This window comes from Micromonospora sp. NPDC052213, assembly GCF_040679695.1.
Classification (GTDB): Bacteria; Actinomycetota; Actinomycetes; order Mycobacteriales; family Micromonosporaceae; genus Micromonospora.
Map to the genome: position 1 here is coordinate 36840 of NZ_JBFAVI010000028.1, position 21768 is coordinate 58607.

Below are 21768 nucleotides of genomic sequence, written 5' to 3' on the forward strand. Positions count from 1 at the left end.
GGACGGGACGATGGGCGAAACGGGCCGGCCCGCTCGCCGGGGCGAGCGGGCCGGGGTGGGCGCTACTGGTGTGTCGTCGCGGGATCGAAGCGGTAGACGTGGGTGGCGTCGGCGAAGTAGATCCGGCCCTGCCCGTCCATCGCCGACTCCCGTACGCCGGACTCGACGAGCACCTCGATCGCCAGCGTCGTCGGGTCGAACCGGAAGAGCCGGCCGCCGGCGTTGCCGTAGAAGAGCCCGTCGGCCGGGCGGTGGTACAGCGACGAGACCCGGCCCCAGGTGTTGGTGTTGCGCAGGCCGGTCGCGACCGACCGGAGCACCATCCGCTGACCCGGGTCGTACGCGAAGACGGTGCCGTCGTCGGCCATCCCCCACAGCAGGCCGTCTGGGCCGAACTCGAGCTCGTGGATGACCGTCGCGCCCGGCACGACCACGTCGCTCCACGCGAGCCGGCGAGCGGCCACGTCCCAGGCGAACAGCCGCGCCTGGTCCTGCGTCGGCGCGCTGGACAGCCCGCCGTGGATCGACGTACCGCCGTAGACGACCCCGTCCCGGTAGGCGAGCGACACGACGCTCTGGTCGTCGACGACGTCGCGGTGGACCTCGGCGGCCCCGGTGGCGGGGTCGACGAGGGTCAGCGCGCCGCCGAGCTGCCCGTAGTCCGGGACGCTGCCGACCGCGAGCCGCTCCCCCGCCGAGGTCATGGCGAAGATCCGGTCCTGGAAGTGCGGCTCGCCCCGGCCGAGCTCCAGCACCTTGCGCGGATTGGTGCCCCAGGCCCAGGGCTGCGCCGGGTCGCCGGTGTGCACGACGGCACCGGGATAGGAGCTCACCGCGATCGTCCCGTCGTGGCTGACGATCGCGTCGGCCTGCTTGGGCCCGCGGACCTGCTCGACCTGCTGCGACTCCTGGTCGATCCGGCTCATCACGCCGCTGCTGAGGTAGGCGCCCATGTACACGGTGCCGTCGGGGCCGACGCCCATGCTGTGCGCCCCGGCGGGCGAGCCCAGCACGTCGGCGGGGACGATCCGGGACCGTCTGGTGGCGAGGTTGTAGTGCCAGAGGCGGCCATCGGTGTCGATGCCCACCACGGTCTCGCCGGGGAAGAGCGGTTCGCGCAGGTCGACGAGGCTCATTCCGTACGTGCCCACGGCGTCGGCCAGCTGGGCCGGCAGGGTGCTGTCCTCGAAGCCGGTCGAGACGCGGCGGCGGGCGGGCACCTGGTAGCCGGTGAGGGTTCCGCCGGCCATCAGGTAGAAGGTGCCGTCGCGCCCCTGGGCGGTGGGTTCCGCGCCGAAGGTGTTGCCGATGACCTGGTCAAGCCACCGCTCGCGCCTCAGGTCGTACACCGCCATGTCGTACGTGCCGCGTGGGGAGAGCCGCACGAAGACCAGGTCGTCGCGGGGCTCGATGCCGATGAACCAGTCGGTGTTCTCGAGCAGGGACGCGGGCACCGACATCTCGGTGGTCTGACCGGATAGCGGATCGACCTGGTAGAGGTGGGGCACCGGTCCGGTGCCGGCCCAGACCTTGCCTGCCACGATCCCGACCGAGAAGACGTAGGCGGCGTCGGTGGTGAGGCTGCCGTAGTCGCGGAACCGGCCGGTCGCCGGGTCGAACGACACGAGCTTCGCGTGCGGGTAGGTGCCGAAGTACAGCACGCCGTTCGCGTCGAAGGTGGCCGAGTAGAGGGCCGTCTCCCCGGCGATCCCGCCGAGATGCTCCAGCCGCAGGGTGTCGGGGTGGAAGCGGAACACGGCCGCTGGCGTGGGGGCGCGTACGGAGAAGTAGACGGTGCCGTCGGGCGCCAGCTCCACCCACCCGCCGACGGTGTAGCCGTCCAGCGGGACGGCCGTGATCCGCCTGCCGTCACGGGCGTCGACGACGGTGAAGCTGGCCGGGGTGCCGTTGGAGATCGCGTAGGCCACCGGCGTGCCGTCGGGCAGCGTGCCGAATTCGGCGTTGCGGACGTTCACCGTGTAGAGCGCCGGTCCCAGGTCGGTGACCTGACCGGCGGTCGCCACGACAGCGGGGGGTGCCGCCGGGGCGGCGGTGGTCGTCAGCAGGAGAAGCGGGAGACAGGCGGCGAGGACGACCGAGCCTCGCCGGAGTCCGCTGGGCAGGAGCGATCGCATAAGGGCACCTCTTCTGTTCGTCCGGATTGCGCCTCGCGATTACTGCAATCGATGGCAGAGACAGGTGGAAGGGCGTGCCGCTGAGCGCGGGACGCCGCTACTTGAGGCCGCTCATCATCACGCCGCGGACGAAGAACCGCTGCAGGAGGACGAAGACCACGACGGTGGGGACGAAGGTGATGACGGAGGCGGCCATCGTGGTGGCCAGTTCGGTGTCCTGCTCCTGGAGGCTGTTCAGACCCACCGTCAGCACGTAGTTGCCGGGGCTGCGCTGGGACACCAGGGGCCAGAGGAAGTCGTTCCAGTGCCACAGGAAGACGAAGGTGCCGAGCGTGGCCATGATCGGCTTGGTCTGCGGCAGGATGATCGACCAGTAGACCCGGAACTCGCTCGCGCCGTCGATGCGGGCCGCCTCGATCAACTCGTCGGGGATCTCCTGGATGAACTGCCGCATCAGGAACATGGCCTGGGCGTTGGCGATGGTGGGCACGACCATCCCCCACATCGTGTCCAGGCCACCCATCTCCGACACCATGATGAACAGCGGGATGAGCGTCAGGTGCCCCGGCACCATGAGCATCGCGACGAACAACCAGAAGACGAACTCCCTGCCCAGGAACCGCTTCTTGGCGAACGCGTAGCCCGCCATCGAGGCGAAGAGCAGGACGAGGACCACCGACGCCAACGAGTAGACCGCCGAGTTGAGGGCCCACTCGTACACCTGGTTGCTGCCGAGGGCGTCGGCGTACGCGTCGAAGGAGATGCTGTCCGGCAGCAACGAGCCCGGCAGCTCCACGCCCTGCTTCGGTTGCAGGGACAGCACGAGCATCGCCCAGAAGGGGAAGAACGTCACCACCGCGCAGAGCGCCAGCGGGACGTGCATCCACAGGGCCCGGCGCCGCCGCCGGTCGGGCCGTCGTACGGGAGTCTGCGGCGCGCTGGCCGTCGGTGGGGCGGGGGCGTGCGCGACCGTGGTGCTCATGCCGACTTCCCCTTGTTCATCAGGCGGTGCTGGATCAGCGAGGTGATGAGGGTGATGACCAGCAGGACGACGCCGGCGGCGCTGGCGTAACCGAAGTCGAAGTAGCCGAAGCCCTGGTCGTAGATCATGTACGTCAGCGAGTAGCTGGCGCGTACCGGCCCGCCACCGGTCATCACGTAGATGGTGTCGAACACCTGGAAGGATCCGATGATCTCCAGGACCAGGACGAAGAAGAGGGCCGGCTTCAGCAGCGGCAGCGTGACGTGCCAGTAACGGCGCCGCCACCCGGCCCCGTCGACGTGGGCGGCCTCGTAGTACTCGTTGGGGATGGCGAGCATTCCGGCGAGCAGGATGAGCATGTTGTAGCCGAAGCCCTTCCACGCGCTCACGATCGCCAGCGCGGGGATGACCATGGCCTCGCTCTGCAACCAGCCCACGTCCGGGATGCCGACGAGGTTGAGCAGCCAGTTGAGCGGACCGTCGACCTCGAAGATCCACACCCAGATGATTCCGGACATGACCGTGCTGGTGACGACCGGGAGGAAGAAGATGGAGCGGTAGATGCTCATCCCGCGCAGGGTCCGGTCACACAGCGTCGCCATCGCCAGGGACACACCCACGCTCAGCGGGATGGTGAGCAGGGTGTAGTAGGCGGTGACCTTCAGCGAGTTCCAGAACAGCGAATCGTCGAACAGCCGGGTGAAGTTCTCCGTCCCCACGAAGGTGAAGGTGCCGGCGATCCCGTAGTCGCCCAGGCTGAGGAACATGCCCATGACCGCGGGGATGATCCGGAACACCAGGAAGAAGAGAACGTACGGCAGGATGAACAGGTAGCCGGCGAAGGCGGCCCGCGAGCGCCACCAGGGCCTTCTCGCGCGTCGTGCCCCCGACTGCGGCACTGGCTGGACTGTCCCTACGGCCTGCTCGCTCACCACACCTCCTTCGCCGGTGGTCGCAGGCGTGCCGGGCACGGCCACGCCTGCGACCGTCGAATGTGAATCAGCGGCGCTCGAGGAGCGCGTTGACGTCCTTCTCCGCCGCGGCGAGCGCGTCCCCGGGTGCGGTCTTGCCGAGCAGCACGGCCTGCAGGTGCGGCTTGATCAGGTTCATGATCTCGCGCGCCTTCGGGTGGATGACGCCCGACCGGATGACGTCCAGGTGCTTCTCGCCCTCGGCCATCCCCGGGTTGTCCGCGTACAGCCCCGTGACGGACTTCCTCGGCGCGTAGTAGCCGTTCTTCTGGTCGAAGGACCGCATGTGTTCCGGGCTGGTCAGGAAGTCGATCCACGCCTTCGACGCGGCCTTGGCGTCGCTGCCGGCCAGCACCGACAGCCCACCCACCGAGCCGGCGGCGACCTGCACCTTGTCGGTGAGCGGCTGGCTGACCACCAACTCCTCCGGCTTGAACAGCTTCGCCAGGCTGGCGGTCGTGTTGTTGGGCGAGTAGGCCTGCTTGCCCTGCCCCAGCGCGCTCTGCTCCAGCGTCTCGGCCGTGGTCAGGCTCTGCTGCGAGGTCCACCCGTTGTCGACCAGCTTCTTGACGAACTCCAGGGCCCGCAGCCCCTCGGGGCTGTTGAACGCCGCCTTCTTGCCGTCGGCGGTCAGGACCTCACCGCCGGCCTGCCACAGGTAGGGGTAGAAGCTGTGGTTGAGGGTCAGGGTCTGGGCGGCCACGTAGTCGGTCGGGACGTATCCGGCCGCCTTCACCTTCGGCGCCATCTGCTCGATGTCCGCCCAGGTCTCCGGGCACTTCTCCACCCCGGACGCGGCGAGCACCTGCTTGTTGCACACGCCGATCAGCGCCTGCATCAGCAGCGGCACGCCGTAGAGCTTGCCGTCCCACGACATCGCGTCGAGCGCCGCCGGCGTGAAGTCGTCCCGGTCGTCGGCGATGACGTCCTCGACGGGCTCCAGCACGCCCTCGACGGCGAACTTGGGGATGAAGTCGGGGTTGAAGTAGACGACGTCGGGGCCCTGCTTGCCGGCGATCGCCGTGACGAGGGTTTCCTCGCGGTTGGTGAACGGTTGCACCACGACGTCGACGTCGACCTTCGGGTACTTCTGCTTGAACTGCTCGACCACCGGATCCCAGTAGCTGTCCTTGCCGCTGTCCCCGATGGGGTAGGTCCAGAAGGTCACCGAACCCTCGACGGCGCCCGGGTCCGTCGGCATCGCGCTGTCCCCGCCGTTGCAGCCGGCGACGGCCAGCGTCACCGTCAGCACCATGGCGCCCAATCGGAGCCTGGAAATACCGCTCATGCCGCCCCCTCCTTCTGAAACAGCCTGCCCCCGCCTGCTTCTCTTCGTGCAATCGGTTGCAGAGAACCTAGCGTCGGCACCGCCACCGGTCAAGGGCATCGATAGGCCGAACCGTTCCCGGCGAGCGGGGTCGTCGGTGCAGGTTGGCCGGTCGCCGACCGACGGGCGGTCGGCCGCCCGCCGGGGTCCGCACCCGGCCCTCACCGCGACGCGCCCGCCGGCCCGGTCACGCCAGCAGGTCGTAGGACGCCACGCTCACCTCGTGTTCGAGCGGTGCGCCGGCCACGAACCGGCACAGCTCGTCGACCACGATCCGACCCTGCGTCCGTCGCGCCTCGACCGTGCCGCCCGCGACGTGCGGCGTGACGACGACGTTCGGCAGACCCAGGAACGCGCTCGTCGACGGCAGCGGCTCGGTGTCGAACACGTCCAACCCGGCCGAGAGCCGGCCCGGCACCAGCTCCGCGAGCAGGGCCTCCTCGTCGACGACCCAGGAGCGGGCCGTGTTGACCACGATCGCGCCGTCCGGCAGCGCGGCGAGTTCGCCGCGACCGACCAGGTGCCGGGTCTCCGGGGTGGACGGCGCGTGCACGGCGACCACGTCGCTGCACCGGAACAGCTCCGCCAACCCGACCAGCTCCACCCCGTGCCCCGCGGCCACCGTCGGGTCGGCGTACGGGTCGTACGCGCGCAGCGCCGACGCGCCCAACGCCCGCACCATCCGCGCGTACTCCCGCCCGGTGCGACCGAAGCCGACGATTCCGACGTTGCGCGCCGCCAGCGCCCGGCCCAGTACCGGCTGCCGGGCCGCCGCCCAGTCACGTCCCGTCCACAGGGCACGGTCGTGCCGGTGCAGGTTCCGCAGCAGAGCGAGGGTCAGGGTGAGCGCCATCTCGGCGACGGCGGGCGCCATGGCCGCCGCACCGGCCTGGCAGACCCGCAGCCCGGACCGGAGGACCGCGGCCGGGAACAGCCGGCGGATCGAACCGGCCGAGTGCAGGGCGAGTCGCAGCCGCTCGCCCCTCAGTCGAGCCGGGTCGAACGGCGTCGTGCTCCACGACGTGACGACGACGTCGAACCGGTCGGCGGCGGCCGGCGGCAGCACCGTCCCCCGGTCGCCGTCGCCGAACTCGACGACCGCGTGGTCGTGGAGTCGTTCCTGGGACTCCGGCGCGAACAGCAGGTCGTACTCGTCCGGGGCGACGACGACGCAGAGGGTCGGCTTGGTCATGGCGGGCTGGTCTCCTCGGGGGTGTCGACGGCGGCCAGGCGCCCGCGCAACCACGCGTAGCAGGCGTCCAGGACGTGGTCGGGGTGGGCGTGTCCGGTGTTGTGGTAGAGGGTCTCCAGGCCGGGTGGTCCGGGCCACCCTCGGGCGGCCCGCTCGACCAGCCGGTGGTTGTGCCATCCGTCCGAGGCGCCGCCGCCGGCGAGCAGGAACGGTCGGGGCGCGACCAGGGCGAGCAGGTCGTCGTGGTCGCGGTCGGGCGGCACCGCGCCGTCGAGGTACCAGGGATCGGCCCAGTTCGAGTACGCCAGGCCCAGGCCCGATTCGTGCGCGACTCCCGCGGCGATCCGCGTGTCCAGCGCGGTCAGGTGCAGCGCCAGCTTCCCGCCGAGCGAGTGGCCGAAGGCACCGATCCGCCGGGGCTCGACCCACGGTACGCAGGCGAGGGCGTCCACCGCGAGGAACAGATCGGCGAGGCTGCGGCCCAGGCCGGTGATCGCCAACGAGTCCGCGTGCGACGCGGCGCTCGGTCCGTACCGTTCGCTCAGCGAGACCGTTTCCGTCGCCGGATCGAGCACGTACTCGAACCACCACGGCACGGCGAGGACCACGAAGCCGCGCGCGACGAGGTGCCGGGCGTAGGCCTGGGATCCCCGCTGAGCGGCACTGCGGCCGGCGGTGCGGGCGCACGGCTCACCGAACAGGGTGGCCACCTCGTAGAACGGCACGACCACGGCCGGGCGGACGTCCTCACCCGCCGGCCGGACCAACTCCGCCCGCATCGTCGTCCCGTACGAGGTCAGGTCGACGGGACAGCGCAGCGTCCCGTCAGCGGCCCGCCGCGCCGATCCGATCTCCCACGACCCGTCCGGATCGCGGACCGCGCCCAGCCACCGCCGCCACCAGTTCCGGCCCTGCTCCGGCTCGTGATGCTCGTCAGCGGCGCCATCCGGGTTCACCGGGCCAGGGTAAGGCTACGCCCAGCTCGACTGCAATCGATTGCTCGCCCGAAATCCCACGGCCCCCACGCCTGGCATGTCGAACGGGTGCGGCTCAGGTGGCAACACGTCCTTTCAGGTCGGGCCACCCGACGGCCGGGAAGACCCTTGACGTGCAACCGATTGCAGGCGAGGCTTGGGGCAGTCGGGTGTCGACGTCGAAGAGGGGCAGTCTGGTGAGACGGATCGGAATCATCGGCACCGAGAATTCACACGTCGACCACTTCATCCGCTTCCTGAACACCGAGCAACGACACCCCGGCAACCGGGTGGTCGCCCTGGCCGGTGGCCCGACCGACCGCAACGCGGCCTTGTCCGAGACCGGCGGCATCGAACTCGTCGTCGACGATCCGAGCGACCTGATCGGACGGGTCGACGCGGCGATCGTCAGCAGCCGCGACGGGCGCCACCACCGGAAACAGGCCGAGCCACTGCTGGACGCCGGGCTGCCGGTGCTGGTCGACAAGCCCCTGGCCGCATCGGTCGACGACGCCCAGGCGATCCTCGCGGCCGCCGCGCGCGGCCACGCGCCGCTGGTGTCCTGCTCGGCCCTGCGGTTCGTCCCCGAGGTCGCCCGGCTCACCGACCAACAGGAACGGATCGGTCGGCTGCGCCAGCTCGCCGTCATCGGCCCGGCCGACCCCGACAGCGAGTGGGCTGGCCTGTTCTTCTACGGCATCCATCAGGTCGAACTGGCCCTGCAACTGCTCGGCGACCCGCCCGTCGAGCCGGAGTCGGCATCGGTCGACCTGGTTCGCGAAGGCGACACCACGGTGGCCCTCACCCGGATCGACGACGTCGTGGTGACCTTCACCTTCGTCACGCCCACCGACGACCGCGTCCCGTTCCAGGTGGTGGCCACCGGGACGCGCGGCGTACTGACCGAGTCCCCGACGATCGGCCCCGACTACAACGCCCCCGCGCTCGCCCGGTTCGTCGACGCCTGCGACCGGGGGCGGTCACCGGTCGACCCACGCGCCCTGCTCTCCCCGATCGTGGTCATGGCGGCGATCACCGACGCGCTGACCAGCCGGTCCTAGGAAAGGACGGAACATGCCCCCACCCCACGGTCCGCTCCGCGTCGGCGTCATCGGGGTCGGCGTCATCGGCAGGGCTCACGTCCAGCGCCTGGCCAGCGGCGCCGCCGACGCGACGCTGGTCGCGGTCGCCGACGAGAGCACCGGGCACGCCGACGCCGTCGCGGCCGAGTTCGGAGTCGACGCCACCCGGTCGGTGCCGGAACTGCTCGCCCGCCCGGACGTCGACGCCGTGGTCGTGGCGGTCCCGAGCGGCCTGCACGCGGCCGTCACGGTCGCCGCGCTCGAAGCCGGCAAGCACGTGCTGCTGGAGAAGCCGATCGACGTGACGGTCGAGGCCGCGGATCAGATCCTCGACGCGGAGAAGCGGTCGGGCCGGACCCTGAGCGTCGTGAGCCAACGCCGGTTCGCCGAGGCGAACCAGTTCGTGTTCCGCGCCGTCCGCGACGGTCACCTGGGGCGGATCACGTCCGCCACCTTCGAGGTCGCGCTCTGGCGCGGCCAGGAGTACTACGACGCCGGCGACTGGCGTGGCACCTGGGCCCTCGACGGCGGTGGCGCCCTGATGAACCAGGGAGTGCACCTGGTGGACCTGGCGCTGTGGCTGCTCGGCGAGGTCGACGAGGTGTTCGCGTACACCGACCTGCTCGCCCACGAACGCATCGAGGTCGAGGACACCGTCGCCGTCACCGCCCGGCTGCGCAGCGGCGCGCTACTGACCTTCCTGGCGACCACCGCCGCCTACGACAGCGTCCCGATCCGGTACACGGTCTTCGGTGACGGCGGCTCGGTGGTGGTGGAGGCGGAACAGCTCACCCACTACACCTCGAGGCACGGCGGGCAACCACCCAGCCCGGACGGCGTACCGACCGACCAGCAACTGGCCCAGCTCACCGACTTCGTCACCGCGGCCCGCACCGGTCGCCCGCCTCTGGTCACCGCCGCCCAGGCGCGGGCGGCCGTGGCCTTCATCGAGGCGGTCTACCAGTCGGGTCGGGCCGGGAAACCGGTACGCATCCACTGACACAAAGGAGCGAAACGTGGACCCGCACCCCGCACTGACCGCCGTCACCGCCCGGCAGACGCCGCTGACCTGGACGTTCATCGGCGACAGCGTGACCGCTGGGACCTGGCACACCTACGGCGCCCGGTCGTACCCCGAGCTGTTCACCGAACGCCTGCGCGAGCTGGGTCGGACCGCGGACGCGTTCGTCAACACCGCCGTGAGCGGCTACACCGTCACCGACCTCGACGAGCGTCTCGAGCGGCTCGCCCTGCGCTTCCGACCGGACGTCGTGGTGGTGGGCATCGGGCTGAACGACACGAAGCACGGTGAGGCCGGCCTGGCCACGTTCTCGTCCACCTACCGGTCGGTCGTCGAGCGGCTCCGCACCGGGGCGGACAGCCTGGTCGTGGTCCAGACACCGAACGACACCCTGTCGACGGCTCCGGAGCACGTCGTCGAGCACCTCCCCCGCTACGTCGACGCGATCCGGGCCGTCGCCACCGACACCGCGGCACCCCTGGTCGACCACTACGCCGTGTGGACCGACACCGACCACCCGGCGCCCGAGCACTGGTACGCCATGGGGTGCCACCCCGGCCAGCACGGTCACCGGGCCATGGCCCGCACCCTGCTCGGCGCCTTCGGGGCCTGGGATCCCACGAGCCGCTCCGGCCGCCTCACGATTCCCTGACCCACGGACGAAGGCAGCAGCAGCGTGCCGGGCAGGCCCACTCGATCCCAGACGCGGAATGGAAGGTGCCGATGACCACGACGGTTCAGGCCAGGACGACCGACCCGCTGACACTCTTCCGTACCGGCACGGTGATTCCCGCGCACCCCCTGGCGCTGGACGCCCACCTCAAACTCGACGAACGCCGCCAACGCGCCCTCACCCGCTACTACCTGGAGGCCGGCGCCGGCGGCGTCGCCGTCGCCGTACACACCACCCAGTTCGCCATCCACGAGCCCCGCCACGGCCTGCTCCGGCCCGTCCTCGAACTGGCCGCCACCACCGCCGCCGAGTACGAGTCCCCCGACACCATCCTCGTCGCCGGCGCCTGCGGGCCGACCCGGCACGCCGTCGCCGAGGCGGAGCTGGCCGCCGAACTCGGCTACCACGCGATCCTGCTCGCCCCGTACGGCGCCGGCGACCTCACCGAGGACGAGCTGGTCCAGCGGGCGGCGGCGGTGGGCGAGGTGCTGCCGGTGATCGGGTTCTACCTGCAACCGGCCGTCGGCGGCCGGGTTCTGTCCCGGTCGTTCTGGACCAGCCTGGCGGACCTGCCGTCGGTCATCGGCATCAAGGTCGCCCCGTTCGACCGGTACGCGTCGCTCGACGTCATCCTCGGCGTGGCCGCGTCGGGGCGCAGCACCGACATCGCCCTCTACACCGGCAACGACGACCACATCGTCGGCGACCTGCTCTCGCGCTACCCCGTCGACGGCTCCCGGGAAATCGAGTTCGTCGGTGGGCTGCTCGGGCAGTGGTCGGTGTGGACCCAGCGCGCGGTGCACCTGCACCGGACCGCCCGGCTGGCGAAGGCCGGCGACCCGGACGCCCTACGCGAGGCGTTCGCCACCGAACTCGCCCTCACCGATGCCAACGCCGCCATCTTCGACGTCGCCGGCGGGTTCCACGGCTGCCTCTCCGGCATCCACGAGGTGCTGCGCCGACAGGGGCTGCTCGCCGGGCTGTGGTGCCTGGACGAGCGCGAATCGCTCAGCCCGGGTCAGCTCGCGGAGATCGACCGGGTGTGGCGGGCGTACCCGCAGCTGCGCGACGACGACTTCGTCGCCGAGCACCTCGACCGCTGGCTGTCGTGACCGCCACGGCGGAGTCGGGGCCACGGCTGTCGCTGGGCGGCCTCGCCGCTGCACCGCGGGGTCACGGTGGCTGGATCGGGCCGGCGGTGGATCCGCGCGCGGTGCGGGTCGGCATGGTGCACCTCGGTATCGGTGCCTTCCACCGGGCACACCAGGCGGTCTTCACCGAGCTGGCGGCGGCCGCCGCCGGCCGCGACGACTGGGGAATCACCGCGGTGACGCAACGCTCCGCGGCCGTACGCGACCAGTTGACGGCGCAGGACGGCCTCTACTCGGTGCTGGAGCGCGGGCCGGCAGCCGCGCCCCTGCGGGTGGTCGGCAGTGTCCGGGAGATCCTCGCCGGGCCGCATGATCCGGCGGCGGTCGTCGACCGGCTCGCCGATCCCGCGGTCCGGCTGGTGACCCTCACGGTCACCGAGAAGGGCTACCGGCGAGGCGGCGACGGCCGGTTGGACCTGACGGATCCGGAGGTCGCCGCCGACCTGCGGGGCCGCCCGCCCCGCACCGCCGTCGGTCAACTCGTCCGCGGGCTGCGACGACGGCGGGCACTCGACGCCGGTCCGGTCACGATCCTGTCCTGCGACAACCTGGTCGGCAACGGCACGGTCCTGCGCCGCCTGGTGCACGACTTCCTGGCCGCGTTGCCGTCGGCCGAGGGCGACGTGCTCGCCGACTGGATCGGCGGGTCGGCACGTTTTCCGTCCTGCGTGGTCGACCGGATCGTCCCGGCCACCACCCCCCGGGACCGTGCCGAGGCCGCGGCGATCCTGGGCCTGCGCGACGAGGGCCTCGTGGTCGCCGAGCCCTTCCGGCAGTGGGTGATCGAGGACGACTTCGCGGCCGACCGACCGGCCTGGGAACTGGCCGGAGCGGTGCTCACCGATGACGTCGCCGCCTGGGAGTCCGTCAAGCTGCGCATGCTCAACGGCACCCACTCCCTGCTCGCCTACCTGGGCGCGCTGCGCGGACACGAGACGATCGCGCAGGCGCTCGCCGACGACGACCTCGCCGTGGCCGCCGACGCGCTGATGGCCGAGGACGTCGCGCCCACGCTGCGCGTCCCGCGGGGACTGGATCTGGACCGGTACCGACGCGAGGTCCTCACCCGCTTCGCCAACCCGGCGCTGCGGCACCGCACCGCCCAGGTGGCCATGGACGGATCCCAGAAGCTGCCGGTCCGGCTGGTGGACACCGTCCGGGACCGCCTCGCCGCCGGTGTGGTGCCCCAGCATGCCGCGCTGGCGATCGCCGCGTGGATGACGTACGTCGCCGACGCCTGCGACAGGGCGGTGCCGTTGGCGGACCCGTTGGCCGACCGGCTGCGCGCCGCGGTGGCGGCCGGCGGCACCGACCCGCACCGCCTGGTCGGCTCCTTCCTGGACGTCCGGGAGATCTTCGGGGCTGACCTTCGGGACCACGACGGTCTGCGGGCCGCCCTGGTCGACCACGTCGCCCGCCTGCGGGTCGACGCCACCGCTCCGGCATAGCGCTCGGCGGCGCGTGGCCCCCCCCCCTTGGCGAGACCAAGATCAGCCAACTGTGTCCCGTAACGGCACCGTCCACTACTCGGTGGCCGTTCCCGCCGGCACCAAGTCCATGACGGTCGACCTGTCCCGCCTCGCCGAGGGCAGCCAGACCCGCTGGTGGGCGTTCAGCCCGCAGGGAGTCAACGGCGAGAAGTCGGCCGCCGGCACGATCTACTGCCGCTGTCGGTCTGCTACGCCCGCGAGCTTCGGTGACCACCGCGACAGTCAGCCGTTCGCTGCCGGCGCGAGGGTGGCGGGCCGCGAGCCGGGTGCTGCGTCCGACCGACCCCGTCGCGGGCGTCGACGGTGTCGACCATGGGCTCCGCTGAGCAGCGGGCTGGCTGCACGGGCGCCTTCGGCTACGTCGTCGGGCGTCACGATCCTTCGAGGAACGGCACCTGGCACTCGCTCCAGTCGGGCGAGCCGTGCTGCCAACCAGTTGGCCGTCTTCCGACCTGAAGCGGGATGATCGGCCCCCCGTCGGCGAGAGCCGCGTACAGGCCGGGCTGTCCGGTGAGCAGGTGGCACTCGTTGTCGACGGCGGCGAGCAGAGCGCTCGCGGCGTCGAAGCGCCCCAGCATGAGGTGAGTCATGGCGCACGCCCGCCAGTTGAGGGGGTCGACCGTCAGCACCGCGGCGGCCGGGTGGTTGACGACCATGTCGAGACGGTCCGCGTCGGCCAGCCGAAACGCCTCGGCAAGGCACGCCACCGGCAGCCCGAACATGCACCCCTCGTCGGCCACCTCGGCGATCACCTCGCCCACGTCGATCGACTCCTCGGCGAACGCGAGGATCGCCGATGCGTCGAGGATCACCCGGATCGGAAGGCCGTTCAGACGGCGCGTACGAGAAATTCGGTCTGCCGGCACCTCAGCGCCCCCCTCCAAGCGATCCTGTCGTAGCTGGTGTCGACACCGGATTGATCCCTCCTGGGGTGCAGGCGAGCGGAAGGCGGACAGGCACGGCGGTGCGTGGGGAGGGGGTCAGCGGCCGACAGCTCCGCGTCGGGTGAGCGGTGACGGCGTCCTGTCCGCTCCTGGGCTGCGCCACATCGGGTAGGCGGTGCTCCCGTCGGGGAGCGTGAAGGGCTCATGGGCGACATAGCCGTGCCGGGTGTAGAGGTCACGCTCGTCGAGGGTGGTCGCCTCGGTGTAGGCGGGCAGCGAGGCGTGGTCCATCCGGGCGTGGCTCGTGGTGAGCAGGGCGCCGGCGCGGTTGGCGCCTCGCCGGTCCGGCGTGGCAGCGAAGAACGCCAGGTGGTTGTGGGGGCCGGTGGGCCGATGGGCGGCCAGGACGCCGTCGAGGCAGAGGAAACGATCGAGGTGGTCGCCGCAGGCGACGGCGAGCCGTTCGCCGTATCCGGTCGGTGGCGGGATCCGGCCGTACCGGTGGAACCAGACCGCGGCGGCGGAGTGGTCGTCGAGGAGGTATGCCTCGCCGAAGAGGAGCGCGTGCTCGGTCCAGATCCGGGTGACGGCGCGGAGCACGTCGTGTCGACGGCGCTCGTCGGGTACGAGCCATGCCCCGACGGCGCTGGCGGCGAGGGCATCGGCGACGAGGTGGACGACCTCGCCGATGTCGCACCACCGGGCACGTCCGAGCGGCAGGGTTTCCGTCACAGCTTCTCCTCTTCGCAGGTACGGCTGCTCGACAGACGGAGTAGCCGCGGGCAGATGGACTTGGTCGATCAGGCCGACAACGGCGCCGGGAGTCCAGGCGGCCCGATCAGGACGGGAGGCGCCGCGTCGAGGCAGGGCAGCTCCCGGCCCGGACGCGAGCCCACGGCCCTCGTCGTGCGGGCACGGCATCTGGTCGTTCGCCCGCCCCGGGTCCGGTGGCCACAGCGGCGACCCGTCAGCGGACCGTCCAGGCGATCGTGGTGATGCCGGCGCCGCCAGCGGTACGGATCGTCAGCGCGGCAGCGACCACCACTGCCCGAAGGGTTGCCGACATGGCGAGCCGCTCCCCGTACGCCGTCCCTTGAGGTTTGTTGCGCCTCCGATGACTTCCGCTGGTGACGGCGACGATGCGTCCGGGGCCGGGCGGGAGGGCTCAGGCGGGTCGGGTATCGGGCTGGCGCGGCCGGTCCGCGAGTTCCTCGCAGCGGGGCGCGCACCAGCCCTGGGACTCCAGGTCCGGGGTCCACGAACCCAGCGCGGTGTCGACGGCGGCGCCGGTCCACCCGCCGGCGGAGCTGGTGCCGGCCGAGTTGCCGGACGCGGCCGGCGTGACACCGGGAGTGTGGGCCGGCGGGGACTGCCGCATCGGGTGGGTCGCCTCGGTTGCGCCGGCGCCCGGCGCACCGGCGGACGTCGACTCCCCCGACGTCGCGGGTGACGTGGTTGCCATGCTGCCCGGGATGCGTGGCATGACGCCGCGATTCATCGGCGGCACGGGCAGCGGGCCCTCGTCGGTGGCGGGCGCCGTGACGGCCGGCACGTCTTCGGCCGGCGCAGGCCCGACGTCCGCCGGATCGCCGGCCGGAGGCGGGGGCGCAGCGGGTGGGCCGATGATCGGCCGGGTCAGCTCGAGCACCGGCGCCAGGTCGGGTGCCAGGGCCTCGACGACCGGCTCGACCACCGGACGGAGGACCGCGCCGACCGGCTCCAGCAGGCCGGCCTCGGCGGCCTCCCGCACGACGGGCGGGACATCGCCCACGACCCGACGCGTCACCGGTTCGGCCACCTCGGCGACTGAGTCCACTCCGTCGGGCGGGATCGCGTCCACCGCCCGGCGCATTGGTGCCCGCACCTTCGCGAGCCGCACACCACTGGGTACCCGTACGGAGATCCCCACCTCCGGGTGTGCCGGCGGCGCGATCCTGCCGGTCGGCGACGTCGTGCCCGGCCTCCAGCTCGCCCATCGCGGCTTCCCCGGCCCCGCCGGGCCGACGCCCACACCGGCGACGGCCGGGGATCCACGGTCGGCGGACGACGCAGCAGCGCAGGACAGCGATCCGTCCACGACGGCCCCGGCGCCGTCCAGCAGGTCGCCCAACGTACACAGGCGAGGCGGTCCGACAGCGTAGGCAGGCTCTTCCGCTGCCGCCTCGGCCACGCCCCAGGCTCCGAGGACGCCACCGACCACCAGCGCCCCACGCAGCATCGTCCGGGCGAACCGGCCGCGAACCCGCACCACACGCACCTCCGGGGACTGCTCTTCCCGACGACGCCGATTGTGCCAACAGTGAACGCATCGACACGCTCCGACACGCGAACGGACGACACCCGCCGGCTACGGCGACGCCCCAACCCGGCCGAGGCGGGCCTGCTCGCGTCGGCGAATCCATTGGGGGTCGAACCCCACCAGCGGTACGGCGAGCCCGAACAGGGCCCGACCCCTCCGACTGCGCCCAACCGGTGAAGAGAGGCGCGGGCTCCGGCCGTCCTACACCGGCCGGCGCCCGCGCCTCTCAATCCCCTCGCCGCGTGACACATACGTGTCAAACAACCCGCCAGGAGTCTGCCATAAGGATGACGCCGCCGCCACCGAACAGTGGATCACCGGTAATCCGAACGGATGAGGTCGGACCTCGGTGGACGACGTCCGGCGCGAGCCAGCAGGCCAGGTCACCGAGCGGACCTGATGCCGCCGCGGGCCGAGGCGTCAGCGCCCTCAGATCACCCGCTCGTTCCCCCCGTCCACGGTGATCTGCGCGCCCGTGGTGGCCGCGAACGTCTCCCCGCAGAGCGTGGCGGCCAGGTCGCCGACCCGGGCGCTGGTGATCTCCGTACGGAGCAGGTTCCGGCGCGTGTACTCCGCCACGGTCAGCCCGTAGCGCCGGGCCCGGGCCTCCAGCAACTCCGCGTTCCACAGCCCGGTGTCGAAGACCGCGTCGGGGTGCAGCACGTTCACCCGGATGCCGTCGGTGGCCCACTCCAGCGCCGCCACCCGGGCCACCTGCGTCACCGCCGCCTTCGATGCGGAGTAGGCGACGGCGCCGGGACCGGGGGCCAGGGCGTTGCGCGAGGCGACCACGACGACCCGCCCGCCCCGGGGCGCGAGCGCCAGCAGCGGGTGGGTCCGGGAGAACAGGTACGCGACCGACTCCGCGTTCACCGCCATCGTGCGCTGCCAGTCGGCCGGGTCCAGCCCGGCGATCTCCCGGCTGGCCGGGAAGATCCCGGCGGCCGCGACGACGATGTCGACCCCGCCGAACCGGTCCACCGCCGTGTCGAGGGCGGCGTCGACGGCCGCGGAGTCGGTGACGTCGACGGTCAGGCCGAGCCGGGCCGGGCCGTCCGACGCGGCGACCGACGGGTCCCGGTCCAGGGCCACCACGCAGGCCCCCCGGGCCTGGAGCGCCTCGGCGCAGGCCCGGCCGATGCCCGAGGCGGCCCCGGTCACCACGGCCACCTCGCCGGCGAACTCCGGCACCGGGCCGCCCCGCCGCAGCTTCGCCTGCTCCAGCTCCCAGTACTCGAGGTCGAAGATGTCCTGCGCCGACAGGGCCTGGTAGCCGCCGACCGACTCGGCCGCCTCGATCACGTCGACGGTGTGCCGGTAGATGTCCCGGGCCATCATGGCCTCGGCCGCCCGGCGGCCGGCGGTGAGCATCCCCAGCTCCGGATCGAGGATCACCCGGGGCGCGGGGTCGAGCGTGGTCAGCGCCGTCCGGGCCCGGGAGCGGTTCTGCTCGACGTACCGGCGGTAGTCGTCGGCGTACCCGGCCACGTCGGTGCCGACCAGCGGGATCCGCTTGGTGCGCAGCACGTGGTCCGGGGTGACCGGGCCGCGGGTGGCGACCGCCGCCAGGTCGGGCCGGTCGAGGAACGCCCGCACGGCCGGGTCCTCGTAGCGGCTGAGCAGCATCGGGGCGCCCGCCGCGGCGGAGACCTCGTGACGCAGCCGGGCCAGGCGCACCCGGTCGACCGGACGGGGCTTGGCCGGCGCTACCCGGGGGCGCGGCAGGGCCATCCTCTCCTCCGCCAGGGTGACCAGCTCGATGTGCCGGCGGTACGCCTCCTCGGCGTCCGCGCCGAAGGTGAACAGCCCGTGGTTGAGCAGGACCACGCCGACCGTGCCGGCGTGGGCGCGCGCCGGGTACAGCTCCGCGCAGAGCCGGGCCAGGTCGAAACCGGGCATGACGTACGGGACCACGACGACGCGGTCGCCGTAGACCTCCTCGACCAGCCGGTCACCCTTCGGCTGGTTGGTCAGGGCGAGCAGCGCGTCGGCGTGGCTGTGCAGCACGGCCGGGTGCGGCAGCAGCGCGTGCAGCAGCGTCTCGACGCTCGGGTCCGGCGCGGTGGCGTCGAGGCGGGCGCAGCGCAGCTCGTTCATCATGTCGCTGTCGGCGAGCCGCTCCAGCCGCAGCAGCGCCCGCAGCCGGTCCAGCCGCAGCGCGGTGAAGCCGGACGCGTCCATGGTCGCCAGGTCGGAGCCGCTGCCCTTGACGTGGAGCACCTCCACCGGCTCCCCGGTGAGGTCGGTGACCGTCGTCTTGACCGAGGTGTTCCCCCCGCCGTGCAGCACCAGGTCGGTGTCGGCGCCGAGCAGCCGGGACGCGTACACGAGTCGCGCAATCGGGTCGGAGGCGTTCGGGGCGTCGGCGGCGGACCAGCGGTCGAGCATGGGGGCGGCTCCTCGCGGGAGGGGTCGGGGTCGGTCAGGCCCGGTCGGTGGGGTCGTCGGGGCGGCCGCCGGCGGTCGGCAGGATGACCCGACGCTCGGTGACGATGGCGGTGACCAGGTCCGCCGGGGTCACGTCGAAGGCGTAGTTGAGCGTACCGGTGCCCTTCGGGGCCAGGTCCGCTGCACCGAGAGCGGTGATCTCCTCGGGGGCGCGTACCTCGATGTGGACGTCCCGGCCGGTCGGGGTGGCCAGGTCGACGGTCGACTCCGGGGCGGCGACCACCATCGGCACCCCGGCGCGGGCCGCCGCCAGGGCCAGCGGGTAGGTGCCCACCTTGTTGATCACGTCACCGTTGGCGGTGATCCGGTCCGCGCCGACCACCACCGCGTCGACCAGGCCCTGGGCCAGCACCGACGCGGCGGCCGAGTCCACCACCAGGGTGTGCGGCGCGCCGATCTGGGCCAGCTCCCACACGGTCAGCCGCGCGCCCTGCAGCAGCGGGCGGGTCTCCGAGGCGTACACGTGGACCAGCGCCCCGTGCTCCTGGAGGGAACGGACCACGCCCAGCGCGGTGCCCCACTCGACGGTGGCCAGGGCCCCGGCGTTGCAGTGGGTCTGCACCGCCACCTGCGGCCCCACCGTCTCGACCAGCCAGCGGGCACCCCGCTCGCTGAGCGCACGACAGCAGCGGACGTCCTCCTCCAGCACCGTCAGGGCCTCGGCGAGGGCGGCCTCCGCGCCCTCGGCCTCGAGCCGGACGCGTACCCGGTCGACGCCCCAGGCGAGGTTCACGGCAGTGGGTCGGGCGGCCCGGATCGCGTCGACGGCCCGTCGCAGCTCCGCCGGGTCGTCCGGATACAGCCGGGCGGCGAGGGCCACGCCGAGCGCCCCGGCGACACCGATCGCGGGTGCGCCCCGGATCGCCAACGACCGGATCGCCGCGATCAACTCCTCGACGGTCCCGATCTCCAGGAACTTGACCTCGTGCGGCAGCCGGGTCTGGTCGATCGCGATGATCAGGCCGTCCCGCCAGTCGATGGTCCGCATCCACACCCCTCACTGTCCGGAGCCCATAACCTACGGTGGCCACCCGCTCCCCCGCTACCTGCCTGCTGGTCCGTGACCACGCCGTGGGGTCACATCCGTTCGAGGGTTCGGATGCCGAGCAGGTGCAGCCCTTGCCGCAGTGCCCGGGCGGTCAGGTCGGCCAACAGCAGCCGGCTCTGCCGCAGCTCGTCCGGGGCGCGCAATACCGGGCAGCGTTCGTAGAACGCACTGAACGTGGTCGCGAGCCGGTGCAGGTGGCTGGCGAGGTGGTGGAACTCCAGGTTCCGCTCCACCTTCCCGACGACCCCGGCGAAGCCGAGCAGCTCGATCGCCAACGCCCGCTCCGACGGCTCGGCGAGCACGACCGGCGCGCCGGGCCGTGGGGCCGTCCCGGCCCGCTAGCAGCGCGTCGAAATGCTCTGGCCAGCGTCACGAGCCTGTCGTACCGTGCCTCAACCAGTAGGAAGGGGCGCCGCCGTGACGGAGACGATGACGCTGTGGCGGCCGACCGGCCCGCAGGAGCTCGACCTCGTCCGCGCCTCCGGTTGGACGGCGTGGCCGCCACGGCTGCCCGACCAGCCGATCTTCTACCCCGTCCTCAACGAGCAGTACGCCATCACCATCGCCAGGGACTGGAACGTTCCCGCCTCCGGCGTCGGCTACGTCACCCGGTTCCAGGTCGACCGCGCGTTCGCTTCCCGCTACCCCGTCCGGCAGGTCGGCGGACGCGACATCCTCGAGCTGTGGGTACCGGCCGAGGAACTCGACGAGTTCAACCGGCACCTCGTCGGTCTGATCGAGGTGGTGCACGAGTTCCGGCCGGCTGATCAGACGGGGTGACCTGCGGTGGATTCCGCTGAGCGACTGGTACGGCTCCGGCGGTTGCTGGCCGGGCTGCCGGGCCGTACGGCAACGGACACCTCTGGACCCTCGTCCGATCCACCGACACCGAAGATCCGTTCCCGGCGGTGTTCGCGTTCCTGACCGGGGTCGGCTCGGGCTGGGCCGGCCGATAGCGTCGCGGTGATGCGTACCCCGTCCGGACCAGCCGCCCTGACCACGGCCGAACGCGCGATCGATGCCCGCTTCCGCGCGGTCCTGGCCCGGCTGCCCGAGCGCGGGCCGATCTGCTGGCTGGCCGAGTTCGCGGTCTTCGGGCTCAAACAGGCCTGGGCGTGCGTGTTCGGTGCGGCGATGCTGGCGGTCATCCTCGCGGCGCACCTCTGGTACCCGGCGGACGCGGCACTCGGCCGCAACGACTTCCTGACCCTCGCCGCGGTCGCCATCCAGATCGCGATGGTGGCGGGACGCCTGGAGACCCTGCGCGAACTGCGGGTGGTGGTCCTGTTCCACCTCGTCGGCACGGCCATGGAGCTGTTCAAGACCCACATCGGCTCGTGGTCCTACGCGCCCGACGGGGTCCTGCGACTCGCCGGGGTGCCCCTGTTCAGCGGCTTCATGTACGCCGCCGTCGGCTCCTACATGGTCCGGGTCAACCGGCTGTTCGACCTGCGTTTCGCGCGCTACCCGAGACGCTGGGCGACGGCTCTCGTGGCCGCCGCGATCTATGCCAACTTCTTCAGCAACCACTACGTCCGGGACGTGCGGTGGGTGCTCGTCGCCGTCGTCGCGCTGGTGTTCGGGCGCTGTGTCATGCAGTTCCGCGTGTTCCGGTTCCGCTTGCGCATGCCGCTCCTGCTGGCCTTCCTCCTCGTCGCCCTCTTCATCTGGCTCGCGGAGAACATCGCCACCTGGTCGCAGGCCTGGCTCTACCCGAGCCAGGTGAGCGGTTGGCACCCGGTCTCGCCGGAGAAGCTCGCGTCGTGGTTCCTCCTCATGATCATCTCGGTCGTGCTGGTCACCTGGATCTCGCCCCCGCAGCCGCCCGACAACCCACAACGGCGGCCCCTCCCGGCGGCGCCGTGCGGCCGGTGTTCGACGGCACCGGCGTCACCGGCGCCGGCACCACCCACGACAGCACCATCGCCTGGTTCCTGACCTTCCGCGACGGCAAGGTGGTCGACGGGGCGGCGTGACCCGGACGACCGTCGAGGCCCGGCGGGCGCCTCCAGAGCGGTTGGGGGGGGGGGGGGCCCCCCGGGGGGGGGCCCCGGCGCCGGGGGGGGGGGGGAACCGGCGCCGTCGGTGTCC

The 21768-nt window shown here is 72.1% G+C and carries 18 protein-coding genes and 1 pseudogene; 7 read left to right on the top strand and 12 right to left on the bottom strand.

Going from position 1 to position 21768, the window contains the following annotated elements; genetic code table 11:
* Window positions 1–62: 62 nt before the first annotated feature.
* The 6 genes from AB0L34_RS10205 to AB0L34_RS10230 all read right to left on the bottom strand — a co-directional run bounded on the left by AB0L34_RS10205 (window position 63) and on the right by AB0L34_RS10230 (window position 7563).
* Complete coding sequence (locus AB0L34_RS10205; RefSeq protein WP_363703630.1) at window positions 63–2135, bottom strand: hypothetical protein; 2073 nt, start codon at window positions 2133–2135, stop codon at window positions 63–65.
* A 97-nt stretch (window positions 2136–2232) separates the two neighbouring features.
* Window positions 2233–3117, bottom strand: a complete 885-nt coding sequence (locus tag AB0L34_RS10210; RefSeq protein WP_363703632.1) for a carbohydrate ABC transporter permease — start codon at window positions 3115–3117, stop codon at window positions 2233–2235.
* A complete protein-coding gene (locus tag AB0L34_RS10215; protein ID WP_363703634.1) occupies window positions 3114–4049 on the bottom strand; it encodes a sugar ABC transporter permease in 936 nt (311 codons plus the stop codon). Before AB0L34_RS10215 ends, AB0L34_RS10210 begins: the two co-directional genes overlap by 4 nt.
* Before the next feature lie 67 nt (window positions 4050–4116).
* Entirely contained in the window at window positions 4117–5376 is a 1260-nt protein-coding gene (locus AB0L34_RS10220) for an extracellular solute-binding protein (protein WP_363703636.1), read from the bottom strand.
* Between the two features lie 226 nt (window positions 5377–5602).
* Window positions 5603–6607, bottom strand: coding sequence for a hydroxyacid dehydrogenase (locus AB0L34_RS10225; protein ID WP_363703638.1), 1005 nt, complete (start codon window positions 6605–6607; stop codon window positions 5603–5605).
* Window positions 6604–7563: an acetylxylan esterase gene (locus AB0L34_RS10230; protein ID WP_363703640.1), complete on the bottom strand. Its 960-nt coding sequence runs from the start codon at window positions 7561–7563 to the stop codon at window positions 6604–6606. Before AB0L34_RS10230 ends, AB0L34_RS10225 begins: the two co-directional genes overlap by 4 nt.
* A gap of 215 nt (window positions 7564–7778) precedes the next feature.
* On the opposite strand from AB0L34_RS10230, the gene AB0L34_RS10235 reads away from it, so the two are divergent.
* The 5 genes from AB0L34_RS10235 (at window position 7779) to AB0L34_RS10255 (ending at window position 12956) form a co-directional block, all read left to right on the top strand.
* Complete coding sequence (locus tag AB0L34_RS10235; protein ID WP_363703642.1) at window positions 7779–8642, top strand: Gfo/Idh/MocA family oxidoreductase; 864 nt, start codon at window positions 7779–7781, stop codon at window positions 8640–8642.
* Between the two features lie 13 nt (window positions 8643–8655).
* Window positions 8656–9663: a Gfo/Idh/MocA family oxidoreductase gene (locus AB0L34_RS10240; protein ID WP_363703644.1), complete on the top strand. Its 1008-nt coding sequence runs from the start codon at window positions 8656–8658 to the stop codon at window positions 9661–9663.
* A 16-nt stretch (window positions 9664–9679) separates the two neighbouring features.
* A complete protein-coding gene (locus tag AB0L34_RS10245) occupies window positions 9680–10336 on the top strand; it encodes an SGNH/GDSL hydrolase family protein (protein ID WP_363703646.1) in 657 nt (218 codons plus the stop codon).
* Window positions 10337–10407: 71 nt separating this feature from the next.
* Window positions 10408–11469 (top strand): dihydrodipicolinate synthase family protein, encoded by a 1062-nt coding sequence (locus AB0L34_RS10250; RefSeq protein WP_363703648.1) that lies wholly within the window; start codon window positions 10408–10410, stop codon window positions 11467–11469.
* Entirely contained in the window at window positions 11466–12956 is a 1491-nt protein-coding gene (locus tag AB0L34_RS10255) for a mannitol dehydrogenase family protein (protein WP_363703650.1), read from the top strand. The genes AB0L34_RS10250 and AB0L34_RS10255 overlap by 4 nt, the downstream gene beginning before the upstream one ends.
* 413 nt (window positions 12957–13369) lie before the next feature.
* Here AB0L34_RS10255 and AB0L34_RS10260 read toward each other — a convergent pair whose 3' ends face one another.
* The 6 genes and pseudogenes from AB0L34_RS10260 to AB0L34_RS10285 form a co-directional block, all read right to left on the bottom strand.
* Window positions 13370–13810 (bottom strand): hypothetical protein, encoded by a 441-nt coding sequence (locus tag AB0L34_RS10260; RefSeq protein ID WP_363703652.1) that lies wholly within the window; start codon window positions 13808–13810, stop codon window positions 13370–13372.
* 168 nt (window positions 13811–13978) lie between these two features.
* Entirely contained in the window at window positions 13979–14614 is a 636-nt protein-coding gene (locus AB0L34_RS10265; RefSeq protein WP_363703654.1) for a hypothetical protein, read from the bottom strand.
* Between the two features lie 433 nt (window positions 14615–15047).
* The gene (locus AB0L34_RS10270) at window positions 15048–15734 is read right to left on the bottom strand and encodes a hypothetical protein (RefSeq protein WP_363703656.1); all 687 of its coding nucleotides are present in this window, start codon (window positions 15732–15734) and stop codon (window positions 15048–15050) included.
* Window positions 15735–16610: 876 nt separating this feature from the next.
* Window positions 16611–18569 (bottom strand): bifunctional aldolase/short-chain dehydrogenase, encoded by a 1959-nt coding sequence (locus AB0L34_RS10275; protein WP_363703658.1) that lies wholly within the window; start codon window positions 18567–18569, stop codon window positions 16611–16613.
* A gap of 34 nt (window positions 18570–18603) precedes the next feature.
* Complete coding sequence (gene mtnA, locus AB0L34_RS10280) at window positions 18604–19617, bottom strand: S-methyl-5-thioribose-1-phosphate isomerase (RefSeq protein WP_363703660.1); 1014 nt, start codon at window positions 19615–19617, stop codon at window positions 18604–18606.
* 89 nt (window positions 19618–19706) lie between these two features.
* Window positions 19707–19988: pseudogene (locus AB0L34_RS10285) on the bottom strand (DALR anticodon-binding domain-containing protein); the annotation flags it as partial.
* Window positions 19989–20094: 106 nt separating this feature from the next.
* Here AB0L34_RS10285 and AB0L34_RS10290 point away from each other — a divergent pair.
* Window positions 20095–20457, top strand: a complete 363-nt coding sequence (locus tag AB0L34_RS10290) for an ADP-ribosylation/crystallin J1 (protein ID WP_363703662.1) — start codon at window positions 20095–20097, stop codon at window positions 20455–20457.
* A 186-nt stretch (window positions 20458–20643) separates the two neighbouring features.
* Entirely contained in the window at window positions 20644–21615 is a 972-nt protein-coding gene (locus AB0L34_RS10295) for a DUF817 domain-containing protein (protein WP_363703664.1), read from the top strand.
* Window positions 21616–21768: the final 153 nt, after the last annotated feature.